Source organism: Nitrosomonas mobilis (assembly GCF_900103035.1).
Taxonomy (GTDB): Bacteria; Pseudomonadota; Gammaproteobacteria; order Burkholderiales; family Nitrosomonadaceae; genus Nitrosomonas; species Nitrosomonas mobilis.
Genome location: NZ_FMWO01000059.1, coordinates 64,215 through 81,903, shown reverse-complemented (window position 1 = coordinate 81,903; position 17,689 = coordinate 64,215). Strand labels below are relative to the sequence as shown.

The window sequence follows — 17,689 nt, the reverse complement described above, 5'->3', positions numbered from 1 at the left end:
GTTTCTGCATTATTTGAATGCCAGTGGTGATCATAATATCCCGCAGAGTGGCTGGAATCAACAGACAGTAATACGGCTATTCCTGTCTGTCTGGAGTCGGCTGAATAGAGGATTCGTCAGTAGCAGTCGCATCAGCAGGAAGATCATGATCAAAGAGGCTCAATTGCCGGGGATGCGCCGCCGGAACCAGGTTGAAATGTTGATAGGTGGCGGCTGTTGCGACCCGGCCACGAGGGGTGCGTTGCAGAAATCCCTGCTGGATCAGGTAAGGTTCCAGTACTTCTTCAATGGTGTCACGTTCCTCACTGATGGCAGAGGCGAGATTGTCGACACCAACCGGACCGCCGTCAAATTTTTCCATGACTGCCAGTAACAGTTTTCTGTCAAGTACATCCAGGCCGATTGCGTCCACATCGAGCATGCGGAGTGCGGCGTCAGCCACCTGACGGTCGATGATGCCGTCTGCCTTGATCTGTGCGAAATCGCGCACGCGACGAAGCAAGCGATTGGCAATGCGCGGCGTACCACGTGAGCGTCGGGCAATTTCCATTGCGCCGTCATCTGCTGTGGTGACTTCCAGCAGTCTGGCTGAACGAGCTACAATTCTGGTAAGCTCGTCAGCTGCATAAAATTCTAATCGCGAAACGATGCCAAAGCGATCACGTAACGGATTGGTCAACATGCCCGCACGGGTCGTTGCGCCTATCAGGGTAAAAGGCGGTAAGTCAATCTTGACCGATCGCGCCGCAGGGCCTTCACCAATCATGATGTCGAGCTGATAATCTTCCATTGCCGGATAGAGAATTTCCTCAACAACAGGGGATAGCCGGTGAATTTCATCGATGAACAGCACATCGTTGGGCTGCAGATTGGTGAGTAGTGCGGCCAGATCACCGGCTCGTTCCAGTACCGGGCCGGAGGTGTGCCGCAGATTGACACCCATTTCACGTGCAATAATATGGGCGAGCGTGGTTTTTCCCAGACCGGGTGGACCAAACAGCAACACATGATCAAGCGCTTCCTGGCGTTGCCGCGCAGCTGCAATGAAAATTTGCAATTGCTCGCGTATTTTCTCCTGCCCGACATACTCATCGAGCTGGTTGGGACGCAAGGCGCGTTCCAGCGCTTCTTCACGAGGGGAGAGGGTGGAAGCAGTAATGATTCTATCCGGTTCGATCATGGTCAGGTGGCATTACTTAGTTGCGTTACTTAGGTTTGGATAGATACTGCAGCGCTTGCATGATGCCATCGGACACCGCGATAGCGTCAGGTAACTGTTTAACTGCCAAGCTTGCTTCCCGGGCATTATAGCCCAGTGATAACAGGGCATTAAGAATGTCCTTGTCAATACCTTGCGAAATCGACGTTGCGCCTGGTTGAATCAGGGTTGAATCAAGCTTGTCACGCAGCTCGAGTAATAAACGCTCTGCGGTTTTCTTGCCAATACCAGGAATTTTAGTTAGCCACGCACCATCTTGCAGGGCGACTGCCTGACACAGATCCGTAACACTCATCCCGGACAAAATAGCGAGCGCGGTTCTGGCGCCGACACCGGTTATTTTGGTCAGCTGGCGGAACAAGGCGCGCTCACCTTCGGTCACAAACCCAAATAACACATGGGCGTCTTCACGCACGATCAAATGGGTCTGTAACGTGAGTCTTTCACCAATTGGAGGCAACTGGCAAAATGTACTCATTGGTACATTGATCTCATAGCCCACCCCTTGTGCCTCCACCAGCACCAGCGGCGGATGTTTCTCCAGCAATAATCCGCTAATACGTCCAATCATGAGCGTCTGCCTCGTCTCAATCGAGAAGTTTGGGGCGTCAGTGAGTCGCTGAAACGGCTTGTACTGCTATGAGCATGGCAAATCGCGCATGCCAGGGCATCAGCCGCATCCGGGCGTGGTCGTCCGGTCAGTTCCAGTAGACGCATTACCATTTCCTGCACTTGCTCCTTGTGGGCATGGCCATTACCAACGACTGCCTGTTTGATTTGCAGGGCAGTATATTCTGCTACGGACAATTCGTGCTGTACCGCGGCACAGATTGCTGCTCCACGCGCCTGGCCAAGCAACAAAGTTGACTGGGGGTTGATATTGACAAAGACCTGCTCGATCGCGACCTGTTCAGGAGACTGCTCCCGAATGATTTCATCCAGTCCGTCGAGAATGACTTTCAAGCGTTGTGGCAGCGCAGTGCCCGTGGTCGTCACGCAGCCACTGCTGATGTAGACGAGGCGTCTGTCAACGTGATCGATTACGCCAAAACCCGTAATGCGCAAACCAGGATCAATACCAAGGATACGAATATTCGCTCCGATCAGGTTATTTCGTCGTCTATTACGGCGTTAGTATAAACATTCTGAACGTCATCAATATCTTCAAGAGCATCCAGCAGTTTCTGCATTTTGGCCGCGTTATCGCCAGTCAATGTAATTTCAATGTCAGGTTTCCAGGTGACCTCTGTCAGCTCTGCCTTGAGACCTGCGTGTTCGATCCTTTCCTTGACGGCAGTAAATATGTTTGGATCGGTTACCACTTCGATGCTGCTATCATCGTGGGTGATGACATCTTCCGCACCAGCGTCGAGTGCAATATAGAACAATTTTGACTCATCCGTGTCCGGTGCGAACAAAAGCTGACCACAGTGTTTGAACAAATAGCCGACCGAGCCATCCGTGCCAAGATTGCCGCCATGCTTGGTAAAGGCGTGGCGCACGTCTGCCACAGTCCTGACACGATTATCCGTCATGCAATCCACAATGACCGCCGCACCGGCGATTCCATAGCCTTCATAACGAATTTCTTCATAATTGACACCCTCGAGTTCGCCGCAACCACGCTTGATTGCTCGTTCGACGTTGTCCTTGGGCATATTGTGCTCGTAGGCTTTGTCTACTGCCAGTCGTAATCGCGGATTGCTGCCGATATCTCCGCCACCGAGTCGCGCAGCGATCGTAATCTCTTTGATCAGACGGGTAAAGATTTTTCCACGCTTGGCATCTTGCGCAGCTTTTTTATGCTTTATATTCGCCCACTTGCTATGACCGGCCATCGGTTTCCTCGAATTTCGTAAAAAAAGCAATGCTACCACCCGTCTGACATTGTATAAAGGGTGTGTATGGATGCTGCGATTTGAGAAGGTAAAGATTAGAGCAATCCAACCGAAATTCTGGTGAGGTAGATTACCTGTTCCTGATGGAATTTGTTGAATGGTGTTTTATTCATAACATTGGTTGATAAGGTTATTCAGCCAAACAACGCATAGAATAACCGTGAGAAGAGGAGTTACTGTAGCTGGCTTCTGGTTTTAATGCCAAGTGTTTTGATCTTGCGATAAAGATGAGTTCTTTCCAGTCCGGCGCGTTCAGCTACGCGCGTCATGTTGCCACCTTCCTGCTCAATCAGTTTCTCAAAATAGGTTTTTTCAAATATATCGCGTGCTTCTCGTAATGTGATATTTAAGGGAATATCTGAGACAACGCCGGTTTCTTGGGGAGAAAAGGCTAAAGCCTGCTGAACAGTATCCGCGGAAATTTCATTTTGCGTGCAGGTAACTGCCAGGGAATGTACGATGCTAGTTAATTGTGCGAGGTTACCTGGCCAATCATAATTGCGCAGGGCATTCAGTGCGGCCGTATTGAATTGCAGCACAGGCACTTCGCCTGATTCGATCAGCGCAGAGAGTAGTTGATTAGCAATTTCTGGTATGTCTTCCCGGTGCAGCCTCAGGGGGGGGATGGAAATTGTCAGGCTGCTTAATATTTCGAATAGTTTGGGATGGAACAGTCCTTGAGCGGTTAGTTCAGCTAGTGGGCGCGCGGTGGCACAAACCAGCCGTACGTTATAGTGTTCCAGTTTTCCCAGAATCAGCAGCAGGCCCTTTTGTTCGAGTTTATTTAGATCGCCTATTTCACCGAGAAAAATCAACCCACCTCGGGCTTTTTCCAATGGTTCCAATGGACGTTCAGCCAACAATGCGGGAAGCTCCGGTTCCACCCAGGTGGTATTGATGCGGTGCAGAAAGCGCGCGCAATATTCAAATCCGACTCCTGGTTCCCCTGTCAGCAATACCGGTATTTTAAGATTTTGTACTTGCTCCAGTTTCCTTCTGAGTTCCATGATCAAATTACTGCGACCAAGATTTGTCAGGGAGAAAGTTGAAAATGAAGGGTGTTGCGCGCCACGTAATACCTGCCCCACGGTGCTGAGTAATTTTTGCAGCGGAATTGGTTTTTCCAGATAGCCGACCGCGCCAATCCGGGTTGCCTCGACGGCAGTTTCGATCGTGCCATGGCCTGACATGATGACGACGGGCATAGTGAGAGAGCCATTGTTTGCCCATTCCTTAAGCAGTGTAATGCCATCAGTATCGGGCATCCATATATCCAGTAGTACCAGATCGGGGCGTAATTGATTGCGACAGGCTCTGGCCTCTTCGGCGTTTTCAGCAAGCATGACGGTATACCCTTCATCACCGAGAATTTCGGATAACAATTCGCGAATACCCAGCTCATCATCCACTACGAGAATGGTATTGTTAGCCATTAATTGTCAAGTCTTGTAATGTAACCGACATGTATCGAGCCCAGGAAGAAAATCTGACCTCGATTTTATCATTGTCTACGGTAAATTTCTGCGCAGGCTCGACAGCAATTAGGTCGGGATTTCCGGAAATTGAGAATTTTCGGCCATCATGGCAGGAAAGGTAATTAATACTTGTGCACCGTGAGGTTGGATATTTTTGATCAGGATGGTGCCACTGTGCTCATCGACGATTTTTTTAACAATAGGCAGACCGAGTCCGGTTCCTTTGGGTTTTGTGGTGATATAGGGTTCAAAGATATTTGCCTTAACAGATTCAGAGAGCCCAATTCCGTTATCGGTGATACTCAGTAGGATGTTGTTTTTGCTGGATTCTGTGCGTACCCATATCCTGGGGTCACTGATTGTACTCAGAGCATCCTGTGAATTTTGTAAAAGATTGTGCAACACTTGGCGTAATCTGGCCGGATCACCTTTAATGGGCGAAATATCTGCCGCAAGCTGCATTTCGATTTGTGGGCAGCTGGTGCCATTTTCAGGATGGGTAGTAGTCGTTTGATAGAGTGCCAGTACCTCCCTGATTAATCGGTTGAGGTCGATCTGATAGAATTCAAGTTCCGGTGTTCGTGCGTAATCCCTGAATTCATTGACCATTTTCTTTAGCGCTTCGACCTGGTCAACGATAGTAGTAGTGGCGCGTTTCAGAATTCTGGCATCGGTTTCGTCTAGTTTGTTCAGTAGTTTGTGCTGCAGCCGTTCTGCTGAGAGCTGGATGGGGGTCAGGGGATTTTTAATTTCATGGGCAAGGCGTCGTGCGACTTCTCCCCAGGCAACCGTTCGTTGCACTTGCAACAAACTGGTGATGTCATCAAACACCACGACACCGCCCCGAGACGAGGTTTGCGGCAGACGTGAGCCACGTAGCAGCAATATTTGTTCTTTATTAGCGGTTGAGTGCATAACCTGGCGTTGCCATTCACCTGTTTCTTCCGAGGCAAATCCAATTTGAATTTCCTCGGCAAGGAGTTTTAATCTGGGTTCCTGGATAACACATTCTTCAACTGTAAGTCCCTCAAATTTTGCGAGTGGAATCTGTAGGATTTGCTCGGCACTCTGATTGATAGCGCGCATACGCAAATTTTCATCAAAAACGATGACCCCCGATGATAGGTTTGCCAGAATGTTTTCCAGATAAGCCCGTGCATTTTCAACTTCCTGCTGATTGCGCTGCGCAACGTTGCGCGCAACGACCAGTTGCTCGGTCATCAGATTAAACGACTCTGTCAACACGCCAAACTCATCCTTGCTTTGAACCTGGTGGCGTCTGCTGAAATCTCCTTGAGCGACGGCACGAGTGCCGTCCGCCAGCTGTCCAAGCGGCGCACTTAATTTTTCGCTGATGACAAAAGCGGCAGCAATTGCTGAGAATAACGCCAGAAATAATGCCAAGGTAAGAGTGACACTGTATAGCCTGGTCAATCCCTGACGAGACAGCATCAGTTCTTGATAGTCACTAAAACCTGCTTGTACCTGTTCGGCACTGTCCGCCAGAGACTGCGGTACGCGTTGTAATACCTGCAGCACACGAATATCCTCATCCGGGCTGAGAACATTGACTGGCACTAGGACACGCAGATATAGCACGTTGTTGTCAAAGGATTCCACCGCGCGATAATTCTTCTGCATGCGGATATTACGCATCGCTTCTGTATTGGGCATCTCGGGAAATAGCACGTCATCATCCATGCTGGTAAAGGCAACGATTTTGCCATCCTGGTTGAACAACGTTGCCTCCTGGATCTGCGACTGGATCAGAAGTCGATTCAATATCGTAAGGGGAGAATTGGTGGATTCTGATAACGAAAGTGCTGCGGCCTGAGATTTTTTCTGGAGTTCTTCCAGAAGGTTATCCAGCACGGTTTGTCCTAGCGTGAGACCGCCTTCCAGCGCCCGATCGACCTTGACATCGAACCAGGATTCAATGCTTTTCTCCAAAAACTGTACAGAAACACTATAAATCAGTGCGCCGGGCAGAATCGCCATTAGCGAAAAAACGATCAGTAGTCTTACCGCCAGTCTGGAGCCAAAAATACCCGTTTTGAGTCTGCGCCGTAGCCGCCAGAGCAGGAATACTACCACGCCAATCAAAAAGATTAAGAAACCAACAATAAAAACAATTAACCAGCGGTAGCGGCGCTCAAAAAATTCCGTGTTGGCGCCCGCAGTTGCCAGTAGATACAGTATGATAATGCTTAATCCGGTGACCAGAGCAATGACAAATTTCATGGGGTCGTGCTAATGGGTAATGAGGTAACCAGACTCGGGCGTGGGCATAATCAGGCGAATGACTCTTTCAGAAACGAGATTCCAGTCTTCCGAGTCAAACCACTCCATCTGGAAAGGTTTGGGGAGGCGCGATACATCCAGCGAGATTTGTAAAGTCAGATAGTACTCGCGGTTTGGGAGTAGCGGTGTGTATTCCTTAAACGGCAGATCAACCTGGCGTCCCAGCGTTTTTAACGCGATATTCAGCGAAGCGAAGCTATGCAGTTGCTCATTCTGCAGTAAGCGATACTGACGAGTTAATGCATGATAACTTAGCCTGAAACGCGCCCTGCAGCGGGCAACCTCTTCATCCAGCCAGTACCAGCGTGGTTTCATAATCGATGCATTTACCATAAAAACCAGTTCAACCCCTTTTTTTAAGGCATCTTCCAGCGTCTGGTTCAAGGTGATATCGGCCAGTACATCGATACGAAAACCTTCAGTAGATTTTCTGAAGTCGAAGGATTTTATCTGGATATTGCCGCCAGAATCGGCGAGCAGTGGTAATGCGACCAGAGCCAGTATCCATAGTATCGCCAACTGCATAAACCCGTTTTTTGTCAGAGCAGCTGACTTAATGTTTTTGTAAAATTGCATAAAAGAAACCGTCATGGTGGTCATCAGGCAACAACTGCCGGCCATTGAGCTGCAGATGAGCGGCAGGCAACAGCTTCGCCTCCGGATGATTCAATAGAAATTTTTTGACGAGTAAATCATTTTCCTCCTGAAAAATTGAGCAGGTAATATAGAGCAGTCTGGCGCCGGGTTTCAGTAAAGGCCACATCCCTTCGAGAATGGTGCGTTGGGTTTGTGCAAAATGGCTGATATCTTCTGGTTTTCTGCGCCACTTGATATCCGGATGGCGACTGACTACGCCGGATGCTGAACAGGGGGCGTCTACCATGATGCGGTCGAACAACTGCCCATCCCACCATTGAGCGGGATGACGGGCATCTCCGTCAACGATCCGATGAGCGGACAGCTTTAGTCGTGCTAGATTTTCCTTGACCTTTTGCAGGCGATTGACATTGTTATCCAGAATCGTCAATTCAATATCCGCCAATTCTAACAAATGTGTACTTTTGCCACCTGGTGCGGCGCAGGCATCCAGGACGCGCATACCATTGCTGACTGCCAGTAGTGGCGCTGCCAACTGTGCGCCGGCATCTTGCACGCTGATCAAACCATCAGCGAACCCCGGCAGTTTTTCCACGGAAACTGGTTTGGCAATTATCAGGGCGTCATTCCATAGTACTTTGGCATCCATCCCGTGTGCGGCGAGCATGGTTTGATAGCCGCGCAAGTCGATCTGGCGCTGATTGACCCGCACTGTCATCGGTGGACGCTGGTTACCGGCTAGCAGAATGCTTTGGTATTGCTGAGGGTATTGTTCCCTTAGTGTGTCAATCCACCACTGCGGATAGGAAAACCTGGTGGCCTCATTCTGCGTAGCCTGTTCCATCAGTAAAGCCTGTTGGCGGATGAAATTACGCAATACTGCATTGATCAGACCGGCTATTTTTGTGTGATCAGCAAGTTTGCGTGAGGCGGAGACAGCATGGTTGACGATTGCATGGCTGGCAGTTTTGCTATGACTGAGCTGATACAAACTGACTAATAACAGATAATGAAGGCGTTCATCTTGCAGTGGTTTATTCAGCAGGGAGTGTAATACGGCGACAAGTTGTGCATAATGACGCAATACTCCATAGGTCAAATCCTGAATTGCGCCACGCTGTTGCCCGGTTAACATTGCGTTACTCTGCCAGGTCATGTTTAGCACATCAGTTAGATTGGTGCCAGTCATGACATCGCTCACAGCCTGAGCCGCTAGTAGTTGTGTTTTGATCATATTTGCTGGCAGGTACGGGTGGTCACAGCGCCGATTAAACCTGCTTATCAGCGCTGACGAAACGGTCACCAATCGAGAAGGCATGACCTGCCATGAACTGGGCGGCAGTCAGTTTCTTTCCTCCGGCGGGTTGCAAGATCTCTATCCGTAGTGTGCCGTGCCCACATGCCACGGCGATGCCGTCGCTTGCCACATGTATTATTTTGCCGGGCATACCCGAAAAACTGTCTGGATCAACTACGCTGGTCTGCCAGATTTTGATTGGATTACCGGCCAAGCTGCTAAATGCACCAGGGTAGGGATTAAATGCCCGAATTTTACGCTCGATATGTGAGGCGTTCAGCGTCCAGTCGATTGCTGCTTCCGACTTACTGATTTTAGCCGCATAACTGGCGCTCGTCTCGGCTTGCGGTGTAAGAGTGAGTTTTCCACCGACCAAGTCCTGCAACGTTGCTACGATGCTGGTTCCACCTAGTATAGCCAGTTTATCATGCAAGGTCGCGGTCGTTTCATTGGGCGCAATTGATATGGGATGCCGTGACAAAATGGCGCCTGTGTCGAGTCCGTTATCCATCTGCATGATGGTAATGCCTGTTTCCTGATCTCCCGCAAGGATTGCGCGCTGGATCGGAGCTGCGCCACGCCAGCGTGGCAGTAGGGATGCGTGGATATTGATGCATCCATATCGTGGAATCTGTAACAGGGTTGCTGGCAGAATCAGGCCATAAGCCGCGACAATCATGACATCCGGAGTAGCTGCGTGCAATTGCGCTTCAAGTTCGGCTGACTTAAGAGATAACGGCTGTAATAGCGGCAGGTTATGTTGTTGCGCCAGCTGCTTGACCGCGCTGGCTTGCATTTTCAGGCCGCGCCCGGCAGCGCGGTCAGGCTGAGTGAGCACTAGATCCACAGGGAAGCTGGCTGCCAGCATCGCATCCAGAGCCGTTGCGGCAAATATCGGGGTACCAGCAAAGAGAATTTTCATGGGTTACGGCAAGTGAGATTTGGAGTAGGGATGCTCCTACCAGGTGACACAAAAAAGTCAGGCAATTTGCTTGCGAGCCTGTTTTTTCAATTTACGCAGAATACGCGACTGCTTGAGCGGGGATAGATACTCGACAAAAACCTTGCCCAGCAAATGATCCATTTCGTGCTGGATGCAGACCGCCAGCAGTCCAGCTGCATCCAGCGTAAAAGATTTACCATCCAGCCCGGTTGCCTGGACCGTAACCTGTTCGGCACGCGAAACTGTGTCAAAAATGCCCGGTACGGATAAACAACCTTCCTGAAATGAGGATATGCCGCCACTGGCAGTAATCTCCGGGTTAATCAAAACCAATAGATCGTTGTGTGCTTCCGAAATATCAATGACGATCACGCGCTGGTGAACGTTTACCTGAGTGGCGGCTAATCCGATGCCAGCAGCGGCATACATGGTTTCAGCCATATCATTGGCCAGACCGATAATTTCCGCAGTGATTTGAGGAACGGCACAGGCGACTCGATGTAGTCGTTCATCGGGATATTGGAGTATTTGCAGAATTGCCATGGTGAATATGCATAATTCAGGAATTTGAAACAAAACAGATGCTTTACTATGAATTGCCAATCAATGCTGTGACTTCTGTCCGGAACTTGTGACAAGTATGCGTAGTTTTGCGCGGCGTTGCCTTTTTAACCTAATCGGATCCAGCAGTATCGCTTCGATGTGTTTTTATAAAATTGAGAATTTCTATGCGTATATTGACCATTATAACTGCGATTTTGTTCACTAGTCTGGTTTCCCTTTCGCTCGCTAATGCCAGTGAAATCAAATTGAGGGATAATGCGCCAATGCGTTACGTTGTGACGAAAGGGGATACTCTCTGGGGAATTGCAGCACGGTATTTGCAGGACCCGTGGCGTTGGCCGGATATCTGGCAGATGAACCGTCATGACATTGCCAATCCGCACCGGATTTATCCTGGGGACATCATTGTGATAGAGAAAACCGCACAAGGTATGCGTCTGCGGATTTCCGGAGAAAAGGATACGATCAGACTGTCTCCCCGGGCACGACCAGAATCACTCTCTGCGCAGGCGATACCGAGCATTCCTGCCGACCGGATAGAACCGTTTCTGAGTAAGCCGCTGGTGGTTGAACGTAATGCGCTGGATCAAATGCCAGCGATTCTTGGTGCCAGTGATGAGCGTGTGATTTTCAGTACGGGTGACAAGGTGTATGTGCTGGACATGCCTACTGATCAGGGGCAAAAGTGGCAGGTGTTTCGTAGTGGTAAGGCGTTGCTCGATCCCGATGCTGCGGATCATATTCTTGGCTATGAGGCAAGCTATCTGGGTGATGTCGAAATAACGGATTTCGCAAGAATCAGTTCGGGCGTTGTTACCCATTCAGTACGTGAAATTCTGAGAGGGGATCGCCTGGTTCCGACTGTCGCTTCTACCATTGATGATTACTTTCCACACTCGCCAGATTTCAGCATAACCGGGCGCATCATCTCCGTTTATGACGGAGTCAATGAAATAGGAGAAAATGCAATTGTTGTCCTGAATAAAGGGCGTCTGGACGCCATTGAACCGGGGCATGTGCTCGCGGTATATCGGAAGACACAGATTCGTTCGCATGAAGGTAAATGGGTGGATGCGCCAGATGAACGTATCGGTCTGGTTTTTGTTTTTCGCGTATTTGACCGCGTTGCCTATGCGCTAGTAGTACAGAGTCGTCGGGCAATCAAGGTGCTTGACGCAGTTAAAGCACCCTGACAGACAAGACTGAAGCTTTTATACTCGCTTCTTTTTTCGGCTTGCGTTTCGTTAATTGAAGGGCGTTGACCTGGTCAAGCTGTTTATTGTGAGGTAGTTGCATTCTATGTCGATTGATCGGGATACCGAGTTCTGGCTTCGTCTTGGCTTGATTAAAGGATTGGGTGGTAGTGCGATCCGGAAATTGCTTGCCGCTTTTGGTGGCCCTGACGAGATTTTTGCCGCCAGCATTCATTCGCTTGAGCGCGTGGTCAAAAAACCGATTGCTACTCGTATTTTTCAGCGAGAGGTAGATGAAAACAATCTGGTCAGAACTGTTGACTGGCTGTCCGATCCTGTTAACAGTCTGATTACGCTGGTTGATCCTGACTACCCTGTTGCACTCCTCAATATCCCTGATCCTCCGCCAATTCTCTATTTCAAGGGGCAGCGCCATCTGCTTGCGCTGCCAGCGCTTGCTATGGTGGGTAGTCGTAATGCCACCCCGCAAGGGCTAGCCAACGCCAGGGCATTTGCAGAGGCTGCCAGCCATGCAGGATTTTGCGTTGTGAGTGGTCTGGCACAGGGGATCGATGCGGCAGTACATGAAGGTGGCTTGCGGGGAGTTGGCTCCAGCATGGCCGTAGTTGGAACAGGCCTAGATATTGTTTATCCAGCCAGAAATCATGTGCTGGCGCATCAATTGGCAAAAGTGGGCGCGCTGATTTCAGAGTTTCCGTTGGGTACTCCTGCAGTAGGAAGTAATTTTCCGCGACGCAACCGTATTATTAGTGGCCTGAGTCAGGCTTGTCTGGTTGTTGAAGCCACACTGTACAGCGGGTCGCTTATTACCGCCAGACTGGCGCTGGAACAGGGGCGCGAGGTCATGGCTATTCCTGGTTCGATTCACTCGCCATTGTCAAAAGGCTGTCATTCTCTGATCAAGCAAGGTGCTAAATTAGTCGAGAGTATTCAGGATATTCTGGATGAATTAAACGGTTTTTCCGAGCAGCACTCTGATGGGGTGCGAGTTGATCTTCAGCAGGAAAATGTAGCGGCTGTGCATGAGCATAGTGATGCTACATTGTTGACTTATCTGGGGCACGATGCGGCAGATATCGACACACTGTGCGAGCGTAGCGGCCTGGCGGCAGAGGCGGTATCAGCCATGCTGTTGACGCTGGAGCTGGAAGGCAAAATAGGAAGTTTGCCGGGAGGGCGTTATCAGCGTATCAGTTGATGCTATCATGTACGAACTAACAATCGCGTCAGCAAGCATTCGACAGAAAGCTTGGTAGCTGGCCGCAGAGGTATCCTGCAGTCAATAAAAACCGTAGAGTACGCTATGTTCGATATTCTTGTATATTTGTTTGAAAACTATTTTGAGGCCGGTAATTGCCCGGATCCAGCCACATTAACCCGTAAACTGACGATGGCCGGTTTTGAAGACGATGAAATAACGCTTGCGCTTGACTGGCTCTCCGAACTTTCCGAAAGTGATGTCAATCGCTACCCGGCCACAATGATTGAAAGCCGATCATTTCGCCATTTTTCAGCAGAAGAAATGGAAGTCATCGATACTGAGGGACGCGGATTTATTCTGTTTCTGGAGCAGGCAGGTGTCATCAATCCATTGCAGCGTGAGCTGTTGATCGAGCGTGTCATCGAGATGGACGGCGACTGCGCCAGTCTGGAGAAAATAAAACTGGTTGTCTTGTTTGATCTGTGGATGCAAAATCAATTATCAGAACATACTCTCGTAGAGAAACTTTTTGTTGTCAGCGATTCTCACTCACGGCACTAATATGGCTTTCGCATAATAGCTTTTTGTGGTATGAAGCTTCTTCGAGTAACCTGAAAGCAATTTATGAGCAAAAAACTGATCATCGCTGAGAAACCGTCTGTCGCAAATGATATTGCACGAGCCCTTGGTAACTTCACCAAGGAAGGTGATTATTACGAGAGTGATGAGTACGTTCTATCTTCTGCTGTCGGGCATTTGTTGGAGTTGGTTGTGCCCGAGGAGTATGAAGTCAAGCGAGGTAAGTGGAGTTTTGATAATTTACCCGTTATTCCGCCACATTTTGACGTGGCGCCGATTGAGAAGACATCTGCTCGTCTGAAGCTGCTGTGCAAACTGATTAAACGTAAGGATGTGGAGACGTTAATCAATGCCTGTGACGCGGGCCGAGAAGGCGAGCTCATTTTTCGCTATATCGTCCAGCACGCAAATAGCAAGAAATCAATCAAGCGATTGTGGCTGCAATCGATGACGCCTGCTGCCATTCGCGATGCATTTGGCCATTTGCTGGATGATAGCGAGGTTTTGCCACTGGCGGATGCTGCGGTCAGTCGTTCGGAATCTGACTGGTTGGTTGGCATTAATGGTACCCGCGTGATGACCGCTTTCAACTCTCAGGAGGGAGGTTTTCATAAAACTACGGTTGGGCGGGTGCAAACGCCCACGCTGGCTATTCTGGTCGAACGGGAAGAAGCCATCAAGAAATTTATCGCCAGAGATTACTGGGAGGTTCATGCGACCTTTGCGACGGAAAATGGTACGTATACAGGAAAATGGTTTAATGAAAATTTTACCAAACTTAAAAATGAGGTTGATGGCAGGGCAGACCGGATTTGGGAGTTAGTCAAGGCTGAGGCAATTCGTGACAAATGCCAGGAACAGCCTGGCCTGGTTTCGGAAGAGAGCAAGCCAACCAAAGAGAATTGCCCGCTGCTTTATGATCTGACCAGTTTGCAAAGAGAAGCAAATAGCCGCTTCGGATTTTCTGCCAAGGCAACGCTTGGACTTGCCCAGGCGCTCTACGAAAAGCATAAGGTTTTGACTTATCCGCGCACAGATTCGCGCGCATTGCCTGAAGATTATCAGCAAACCGTCAAAGAAACACTACAAATGCTGGCATCATCGGATTATGGTCAGTTTGCACAGCATATCTTGACTGCGGATTGGGTCAAACCCAATAAGCGGATTTTCAATAACGCCAAGGTGTCTGATCACTTCGCCATTATTCCGACTACATTTTCAGCAAAAAAACTCAACGAAGCTGAGTCCAAACTTTATGATCTAGTTGTCAAGCGCTTTCTGGCAATTTTTTATCCGGCGGCAGAATTTCTGATCACTACGCGGATCACACGCGTGCAGGAGGAGCCGTTTAAGACTGAGGGTAAAGTGTTGATTCACGCTGGATGGCAAGCTGTGTATGGCAAACAGGACAGCAGTCAACTTGACCAGGAAAATAAGGTTACTCCAGTGTTGATAGCAGTTGCGCTGGATAAGCCCGTATTTACGGAAAAAGTTGAGGTGATCGCCAATCAAACTCGACCACCCGCACGATTTAACGAATCTACGCTGCTGTCAGCGATGGAGGGCGCGGGTAAGCTGGTGGAGGACGAAGAATTGCGTGCGGCAATGAGCAACAAAGGATTAGGTACGCCAGCAACGCGTGCGGCGATTATCGAAGGGTTGATTTTTGAAAACTACGTGCAACGATTAGGACGAGAACTTCAACCAACTGCCAAAGCGTTTTCACTGGTGACTTTGCTGCGTGGGTTAAAGATACCTGAGTTGACTTCGCCCGAGCTGACAGGTGACTGGGAGTTCCAGTTACGTCAAATCGAGCAGGGTCGGCTTAAACGCGAGGCATTCATGGCTAAGATTGCCGCCATGACACAGCATATCGTCGAGCAGGCTAAAAGTCATCGTGGCAAGACGATCAGCGGTGATTTTGCTGAGCTTAAAACACCATGTCCACGCTGTGGCGGTGTAATACAGGAAAACTACAAAAAATTTCAATGCCAGCAATGTGATTTTGCGTTATGGAAAATCCTGGCAGGACGGCAATTTGAAGTGGAAGAAATGGAAACCTTGATTGCGACGAAAGCGATCGGCCCTTTATCTGGTTTTCGCAGCAAAATGGGGCGTCTGTTCAATGCTATGATCAGGCTGAATGATGATGACGAGATGAAATTCGATTTTGGTAATGAAGCGGATCAGGCGCAGGAGGATATCGATTTTTCTGGGCAGTCGTCTTTGGGTGAATGCCCGCAGTGCGGGCATGCCGTCTACGAGCATAAAATGTTTTATGTCTGCGAAAAAGCAGTAGGTGCGGAGCCTGCTTGTAGCTTCAAAACCGGTAAAATTATCTTGAATCGCCCAATAGAGCCAGAGCAAGTTACTAAGTTGTTGCGAACTGGAAAAACAGACTTGTTGAATAAATTTATTTCAAAAAAAGGTCGCCCATTTTCAGCTTATTTGGTAGTAGTGCCTGGCGGCAAAATTGGGTTTGAATTTGAGCAGAAGAAAAATAAGGAGAAAGCAGCTGTTTCCAAGGGTAAATCTGGAAAAGCTGCTGCTTCCTGATCAGGTTATATTTGAAATTTGAATATTGCGGCAAAGAGGTTGGTTTTGATGAGCTTCCTCATTCGATTAAGCATAAGTGATTATAATATATCGGACAATTCCTGATACTGCGGCGATCATAATGGCCAGACTGGCCACCACTGTTAAACCCTCAACTACCAGGAAACCAATAGCCTGTGCAACACTCGTGTATTCGACTTCACCCGATTCATTGCGACGAATATCCCTGCGAATTTTGACCCAGTAAAGTATCCCGAATACGACCGGGAGCGCCAGAATTGAATAAATTAGTGTGCTTAAATGAGAGTCTTCCATTAATTGGCCTCGTTGTTATTAAAAATAAAATTTACTAAATGGTGTTTTTCTGAAAGAAGTATATTGTATGTGATCTGTACAAGTGATGATAGACATTACATAGCTAAAAAAGTTGTTCCAGGTTTTTGCAGAAATACCATAAATAGTGTGAGGCTTCCGAGTAATTTTTTAATGTTGGTGAACACCCCATGAACTGGCTTGATCTTCCTCTAATCGACAAAGTGCACGGAGTAATCCGTTTGCCCGGATCGAAAAGTATTTCCAACAGGATATTGCTGTTATCAGCTTTGGCTGAGGGCGTAACCACTATTTCAGGATTGCTTCAATCGGATGATACCAGTCAAATGCTGGCTGCCTTGAGGACGCTGGGTATCAGTATACAATTTTCTGAAGATAGTAATATTGAAGTGACTGGTTGCCAGGGGAAATTTTCAGTCAAGGAGGCCCGGCTTTTTCTGGGCAATGCAGGCACAGCCTTTCGACCACTGACAGCAGTGCTGGCACTTATGCATGGGCGCTATTATTTGGCTGGTGTGCCGCGTATGCATGAGCGCCCTATTGATGACCTAGTGAATGCGCTGCGCCAAATCGGAGCCAACATAGATTATGCAGGGCAATCCGGTTTTCCGCCACTCAAAATTAACCCTGCAAACATCCAGTCCGGTGCAGTTGCTATCAAAGGGGATATCTCCAGTCAATTTCTCAGTGGTTTGCTTATGGCGCTTCCGCTAACAGGAAAACCAATGGTGGTTACGGTTGATGGCTTGCTGATTTCACAACCCTATGTTGCGCTGACTTTACAGCAAATGGCGCGTTTTGGTGTGCACGTCGAGCATGAATCTTGGCAGCATTTTAGTATGACTGGTGAGCAGGTTTATCACAGCCCTGGCAATATTTGGGTTGAAGGAGACGCATCTTCGGCATCCTATTTTCTCGCAGCCGGTGCAATTGCAGGCGGACCTGTTCGTGTGGAGGGGGTGGGGCATACGAGTCAACAGGGAGATATCCGTTTTGTTGATGCCCTCGAAAAAATGGGTGCATGTGTCAAAATGGGCGATGACTGGATTGAATGCAGTTCGCCACGTCGGTCTGCTGTCGGTAAACAGTTGATGGCGATCGACATGGACTGTAATCATATTCCTGATGCAGCAATGACGTTAGCGATAACAGCCATGTTTGCGCAAGGTACCACCACACTGAGAAATATCGGTAGCTGGCGAGTGAAGGAAACTGACCGGATCGCCGCAATGTCGACTGAACTGAGCAAATTGGGCGCAAGAATCGAGTCGGGTGAGGATTTTATACGCATTACCCCGCCTGATGGACCGTTTACGGCTAACGCCGCTATTGAAACCTACGATGATCACCGCATGGCAATGAGTTTTTCCCTGATTTCACTGGCCGCGCCAGTGCGTATCCTTGACCCTGGCTGTGTAGCCAAAACCTTTCCGGATTATTTCGAGAAGTTTTCCATATTAACCCGTTAGATGCTTAGAGCTTGTCAGACAAGCAGTCTAAACTGAGCCAGCC

16 protein-coding genes are annotated in these 17,689 nt (G+C 48.9%); 5 read left to right on the top strand and 11 right to left on the bottom strand.

Annotated features, from left to right (window positions below; all coding sequences use genetic code 11):
- Positions 1-76 precede the first annotated feature (76 nt).
- The 10 genes from ruvB to def all read right to left on the bottom strand — a co-directional run bounded on the left by ruvB (position 77) and on the right by def (position 10,273).
- A complete protein-coding gene (gene ruvB, locus NSMM_RS10365) occupies positions 77-1,180 on the bottom strand; it encodes a Holliday junction branch migration DNA helicase RuvB (protein WP_090287209.1) in 1,104 nt (367 codons plus the stop codon).
- 25 nt (positions 1,181-1,205) lie between these two features.
- Positions 1,206-1,790 carry a Holliday junction branch migration protein RuvA gene (gene ruvA, locus NSMM_RS10360; RefSeq protein WP_090287207.1) on the bottom strand — a complete coding sequence of 195 codons (585 nt, stop codon included), beginning with the start codon at positions 1,788-1,790 and terminating at the stop codon, positions 1,206-1,208.
- Complete coding sequence (gene ruvC / locus NSMM_RS10355) at positions 1,787-2,311, bottom strand: crossover junction endodeoxyribonuclease RuvC (protein WP_090287206.1); 525 nt, start codon at positions 2,309-2,311, stop codon at positions 1,787-1,789. The genes ruvA and ruvC overlap by 4 nt, the downstream gene beginning before the upstream one ends.
- A gap of 11 nt (positions 2,312-2,322) precedes the next feature.
- Positions 2,323-3,057: a YebC/PmpR family DNA-binding transcriptional regulator gene (locus NSMM_RS10350; RefSeq protein ID WP_090287204.1), complete on the bottom strand. Its 735-nt coding sequence runs from the start codon at positions 3,055-3,057 to the stop codon at positions 2,323-2,325.
- Between the two features lie 233 nt (positions 3,058-3,290).
- Positions 3,291-4,550: a sigma-54-dependent transcriptional regulator gene (locus tag NSMM_RS10345; RefSeq protein ID WP_090287203.1), complete on the bottom strand. Its 1,260-nt coding sequence runs from the start codon at positions 4,548-4,550 to the stop codon at positions 3,291-3,293.
- 108 nt (positions 4,551-4,658) lie between these two features.
- On the bottom strand, positions 4,659-6,833 hold the full coding sequence (locus tag NSMM_RS10340) for a sensor histidine kinase (protein WP_090287201.1): 2,175 nt from the start codon (positions 6,831-6,833) through the stop codon (positions 4,659-4,661).
- A gap of 9 nt (positions 6,834-6,842) precedes the next feature.
- Entirely contained in the window at positions 6,843-7,418 is a 576-nt protein-coding gene (locus NSMM_RS10335) for a DUF4390 domain-containing protein (RefSeq protein WP_090287224.1), read from the bottom strand.
- A 28-nt stretch (positions 7,419-7,446) separates the two neighbouring features.
- Positions 7,447-8,724, bottom strand: coding sequence for a 16S rRNA (cytosine(967)-C(5))-methyltransferase RsmB (rsmB, locus tag NSMM_RS10330; RefSeq protein ID WP_090287199.1), 1,278 nt, complete (start codon positions 8,722-8,724; stop codon positions 7,447-7,449).
- A 34-nt stretch (positions 8,725-8,758) separates the two neighbouring features.
- Positions 8,759-9,709, bottom strand: a complete 951-nt coding sequence (fmt, locus tag NSMM_RS10325; protein WP_090287197.1) for a methionyl-tRNA formyltransferase — start codon at positions 9,707-9,709, stop codon at positions 8,759-8,761.
- Positions 9,710-9,766: 57 nt separating this feature from the next.
- Entirely contained in the window at positions 9,767-10,273 is a 507-nt protein-coding gene (gene def / locus NSMM_RS10320) for a peptide deformylase (RefSeq protein ID WP_090287195.1), read from the bottom strand.
- A 185-nt stretch (positions 10,274-10,458) separates the two neighbouring features.
- Here def and NSMM_RS10315 point away from each other — a divergent pair, with 185 nt between their 5' ends.
- The 4 genes from NSMM_RS10315 (at position 10,459) to NSMM_RS10300 (ending at position 15,844) form a co-directional block, all read left to right on the top strand.
- On the top strand, positions 10,459-11,487 hold the full coding sequence (locus NSMM_RS10315; RefSeq protein WP_090287193.1) for a LysM peptidoglycan-binding domain-containing protein: 1,029 nt from the start codon (positions 10,459-10,461) through the stop codon (positions 11,485-11,487).
- 106 nt (positions 11,488-11,593) lie between these two features.
- Entirely contained in the window at positions 11,594-12,706 is a 1,113-nt protein-coding gene (gene dprA, locus NSMM_RS10310; protein WP_090287191.1) for a DNA-processing protein DprA, read from the top strand.
- Between the two features lie 105 nt (positions 12,707-12,811).
- Positions 12,812-13,270, top strand: a complete 459-nt coding sequence (locus NSMM_RS10305; protein WP_090287188.1) for a Smg family protein — start codon at positions 12,812-12,814, stop codon at positions 13,268-13,270.
- A 63-nt stretch (positions 13,271-13,333) separates the two neighbouring features.
- Positions 13,334-15,844 (top strand): DNA topoisomerase III, encoded by a 2,511-nt coding sequence (locus tag NSMM_RS10300; protein WP_090287185.1) that lies wholly within the window; start codon positions 13,334-13,336, stop codon positions 15,842-15,844.
- A 66-nt stretch (positions 15,845-15,910) separates the two neighbouring features.
- On the opposite strand, the gene NSMM_RS10295 is transcribed toward NSMM_RS10300, so the two are convergent.
- A complete protein-coding gene (locus tag NSMM_RS10295; RefSeq protein ID WP_090287183.1) occupies positions 15,911-16,159 on the bottom strand; it encodes a hypothetical protein in 249 nt (82 codons plus the stop codon).
- A gap of 188 nt (positions 16,160-16,347) precedes the next feature.
- On the opposite strand from NSMM_RS10295, the gene aroA reads away from it, so the two are divergent.
- Complete coding sequence (gene aroA / locus NSMM_RS16525) at positions 16,348-17,646, top strand: 3-phosphoshikimate 1-carboxyvinyltransferase (protein ID WP_090287181.1); 1,299 nt, start codon at positions 16,348-16,350, stop codon at positions 17,644-17,646.
- Positions 17,647-17,689: the final 43 nt, after the last annotated feature.

What these genes read in the sequence shown, in the direction of transcription:
- NSMM_RS10300 (WP_090287185.1), top strand. Translation starts at nt 13,334, where the DNA reads ATGAGCAAAAAACTGATCATCGCTGAGAAACCGTCTGTCGCAAATGAT.
- NSMM_RS10350 (WP_090287204.1), bottom strand. Translation starts at nt 3,057, where the DNA reads ATGGCCGGTCATAGCAAGTGGGCGAATATAAAGCATAAAAAAGCTGCG.
- rsmB (WP_090287199.1), bottom strand. Translation starts at nt 8,724, where the DNA reads ATGATCAAAACACAACTACTAGCGGCTCAGGCTGTGAGCGATGTCATG.
- def (WP_090287195.1), bottom strand. Translation starts at nt 10,273, where the DNA reads ATGGCAATTCTGCAAATACTCCAATATCCCGATGAACGACTACATCGA.
- NSMM_RS10335 (WP_090287224.1), bottom strand. Translation starts at nt 7,418, where the DNA reads ATGCAGTTGGCGATACTATGGATACTGGCTCTGGTCGCATTACCACTG.
- aroA (WP_090287181.1), top strand. Translation starts at nt 16,348, where the DNA reads ATGAACTGGCTTGATCTTCCTCTAATCGACAAAGTGCACGGAGTAATC.
- fmt (WP_090287197.1), bottom strand. Translation starts at nt 9,709, where the DNA reads ATGAAAATTCTCTTTGCTGGTACCCCGATATTTGCCGCAACGGCTCTG.
- NSMM_RS10305 (WP_090287188.1), top strand. Translation starts at nt 12,812, where the DNA reads ATGTTCGATATTCTTGTATATTTGTTTGAAAACTATTTTGAGGCCGGT.
- dprA (WP_090287191.1), top strand. Translation starts at nt 11,594, where the DNA reads ATGTCGATTGATCGGGATACCGAGTTCTGGCTTCGTCTTGGCTTGATT.
- NSMM_RS10295 (WP_090287183.1), bottom strand. Translation starts at nt 16,159, where the DNA reads ATGGAAGACTCTCATTTAAGCACACTAATTTATTCAATTCTGGCGCTC.
- ruvA (WP_090287207.1), bottom strand. Translation starts at nt 1,790, where the DNA reads ATGATTGGACGTATTAGCGGATTATTGCTGGAGAAACATCCGCCGCTG.
- ruvB (WP_090287209.1), bottom strand. Translation starts at nt 1,180, where the DNA reads ATGATCGAACCGGATAGAATCATTACTGCTTCCACCCTCTCCCCTCGT.
- NSMM_RS10345 (WP_090287203.1), bottom strand. Translation starts at nt 4,550, where the DNA reads ATGGCTAACAATACCATTCTCGTAGTGGATGATGAGCTGGGTATTCGC.
- NSMM_RS10340 (WP_090287201.1), bottom strand. Translation starts at nt 6,833, where the DNA reads ATGAAATTTGTCATTGCTCTGGTCACCGGATTAAGCATTATCATACTG.
- NSMM_RS10315 (WP_090287193.1), top strand. Translation starts at nt 10,459, where the DNA reads ATGCGTATATTGACCATTATAACTGCGATTTTGTTCACTAGTCTGGTT.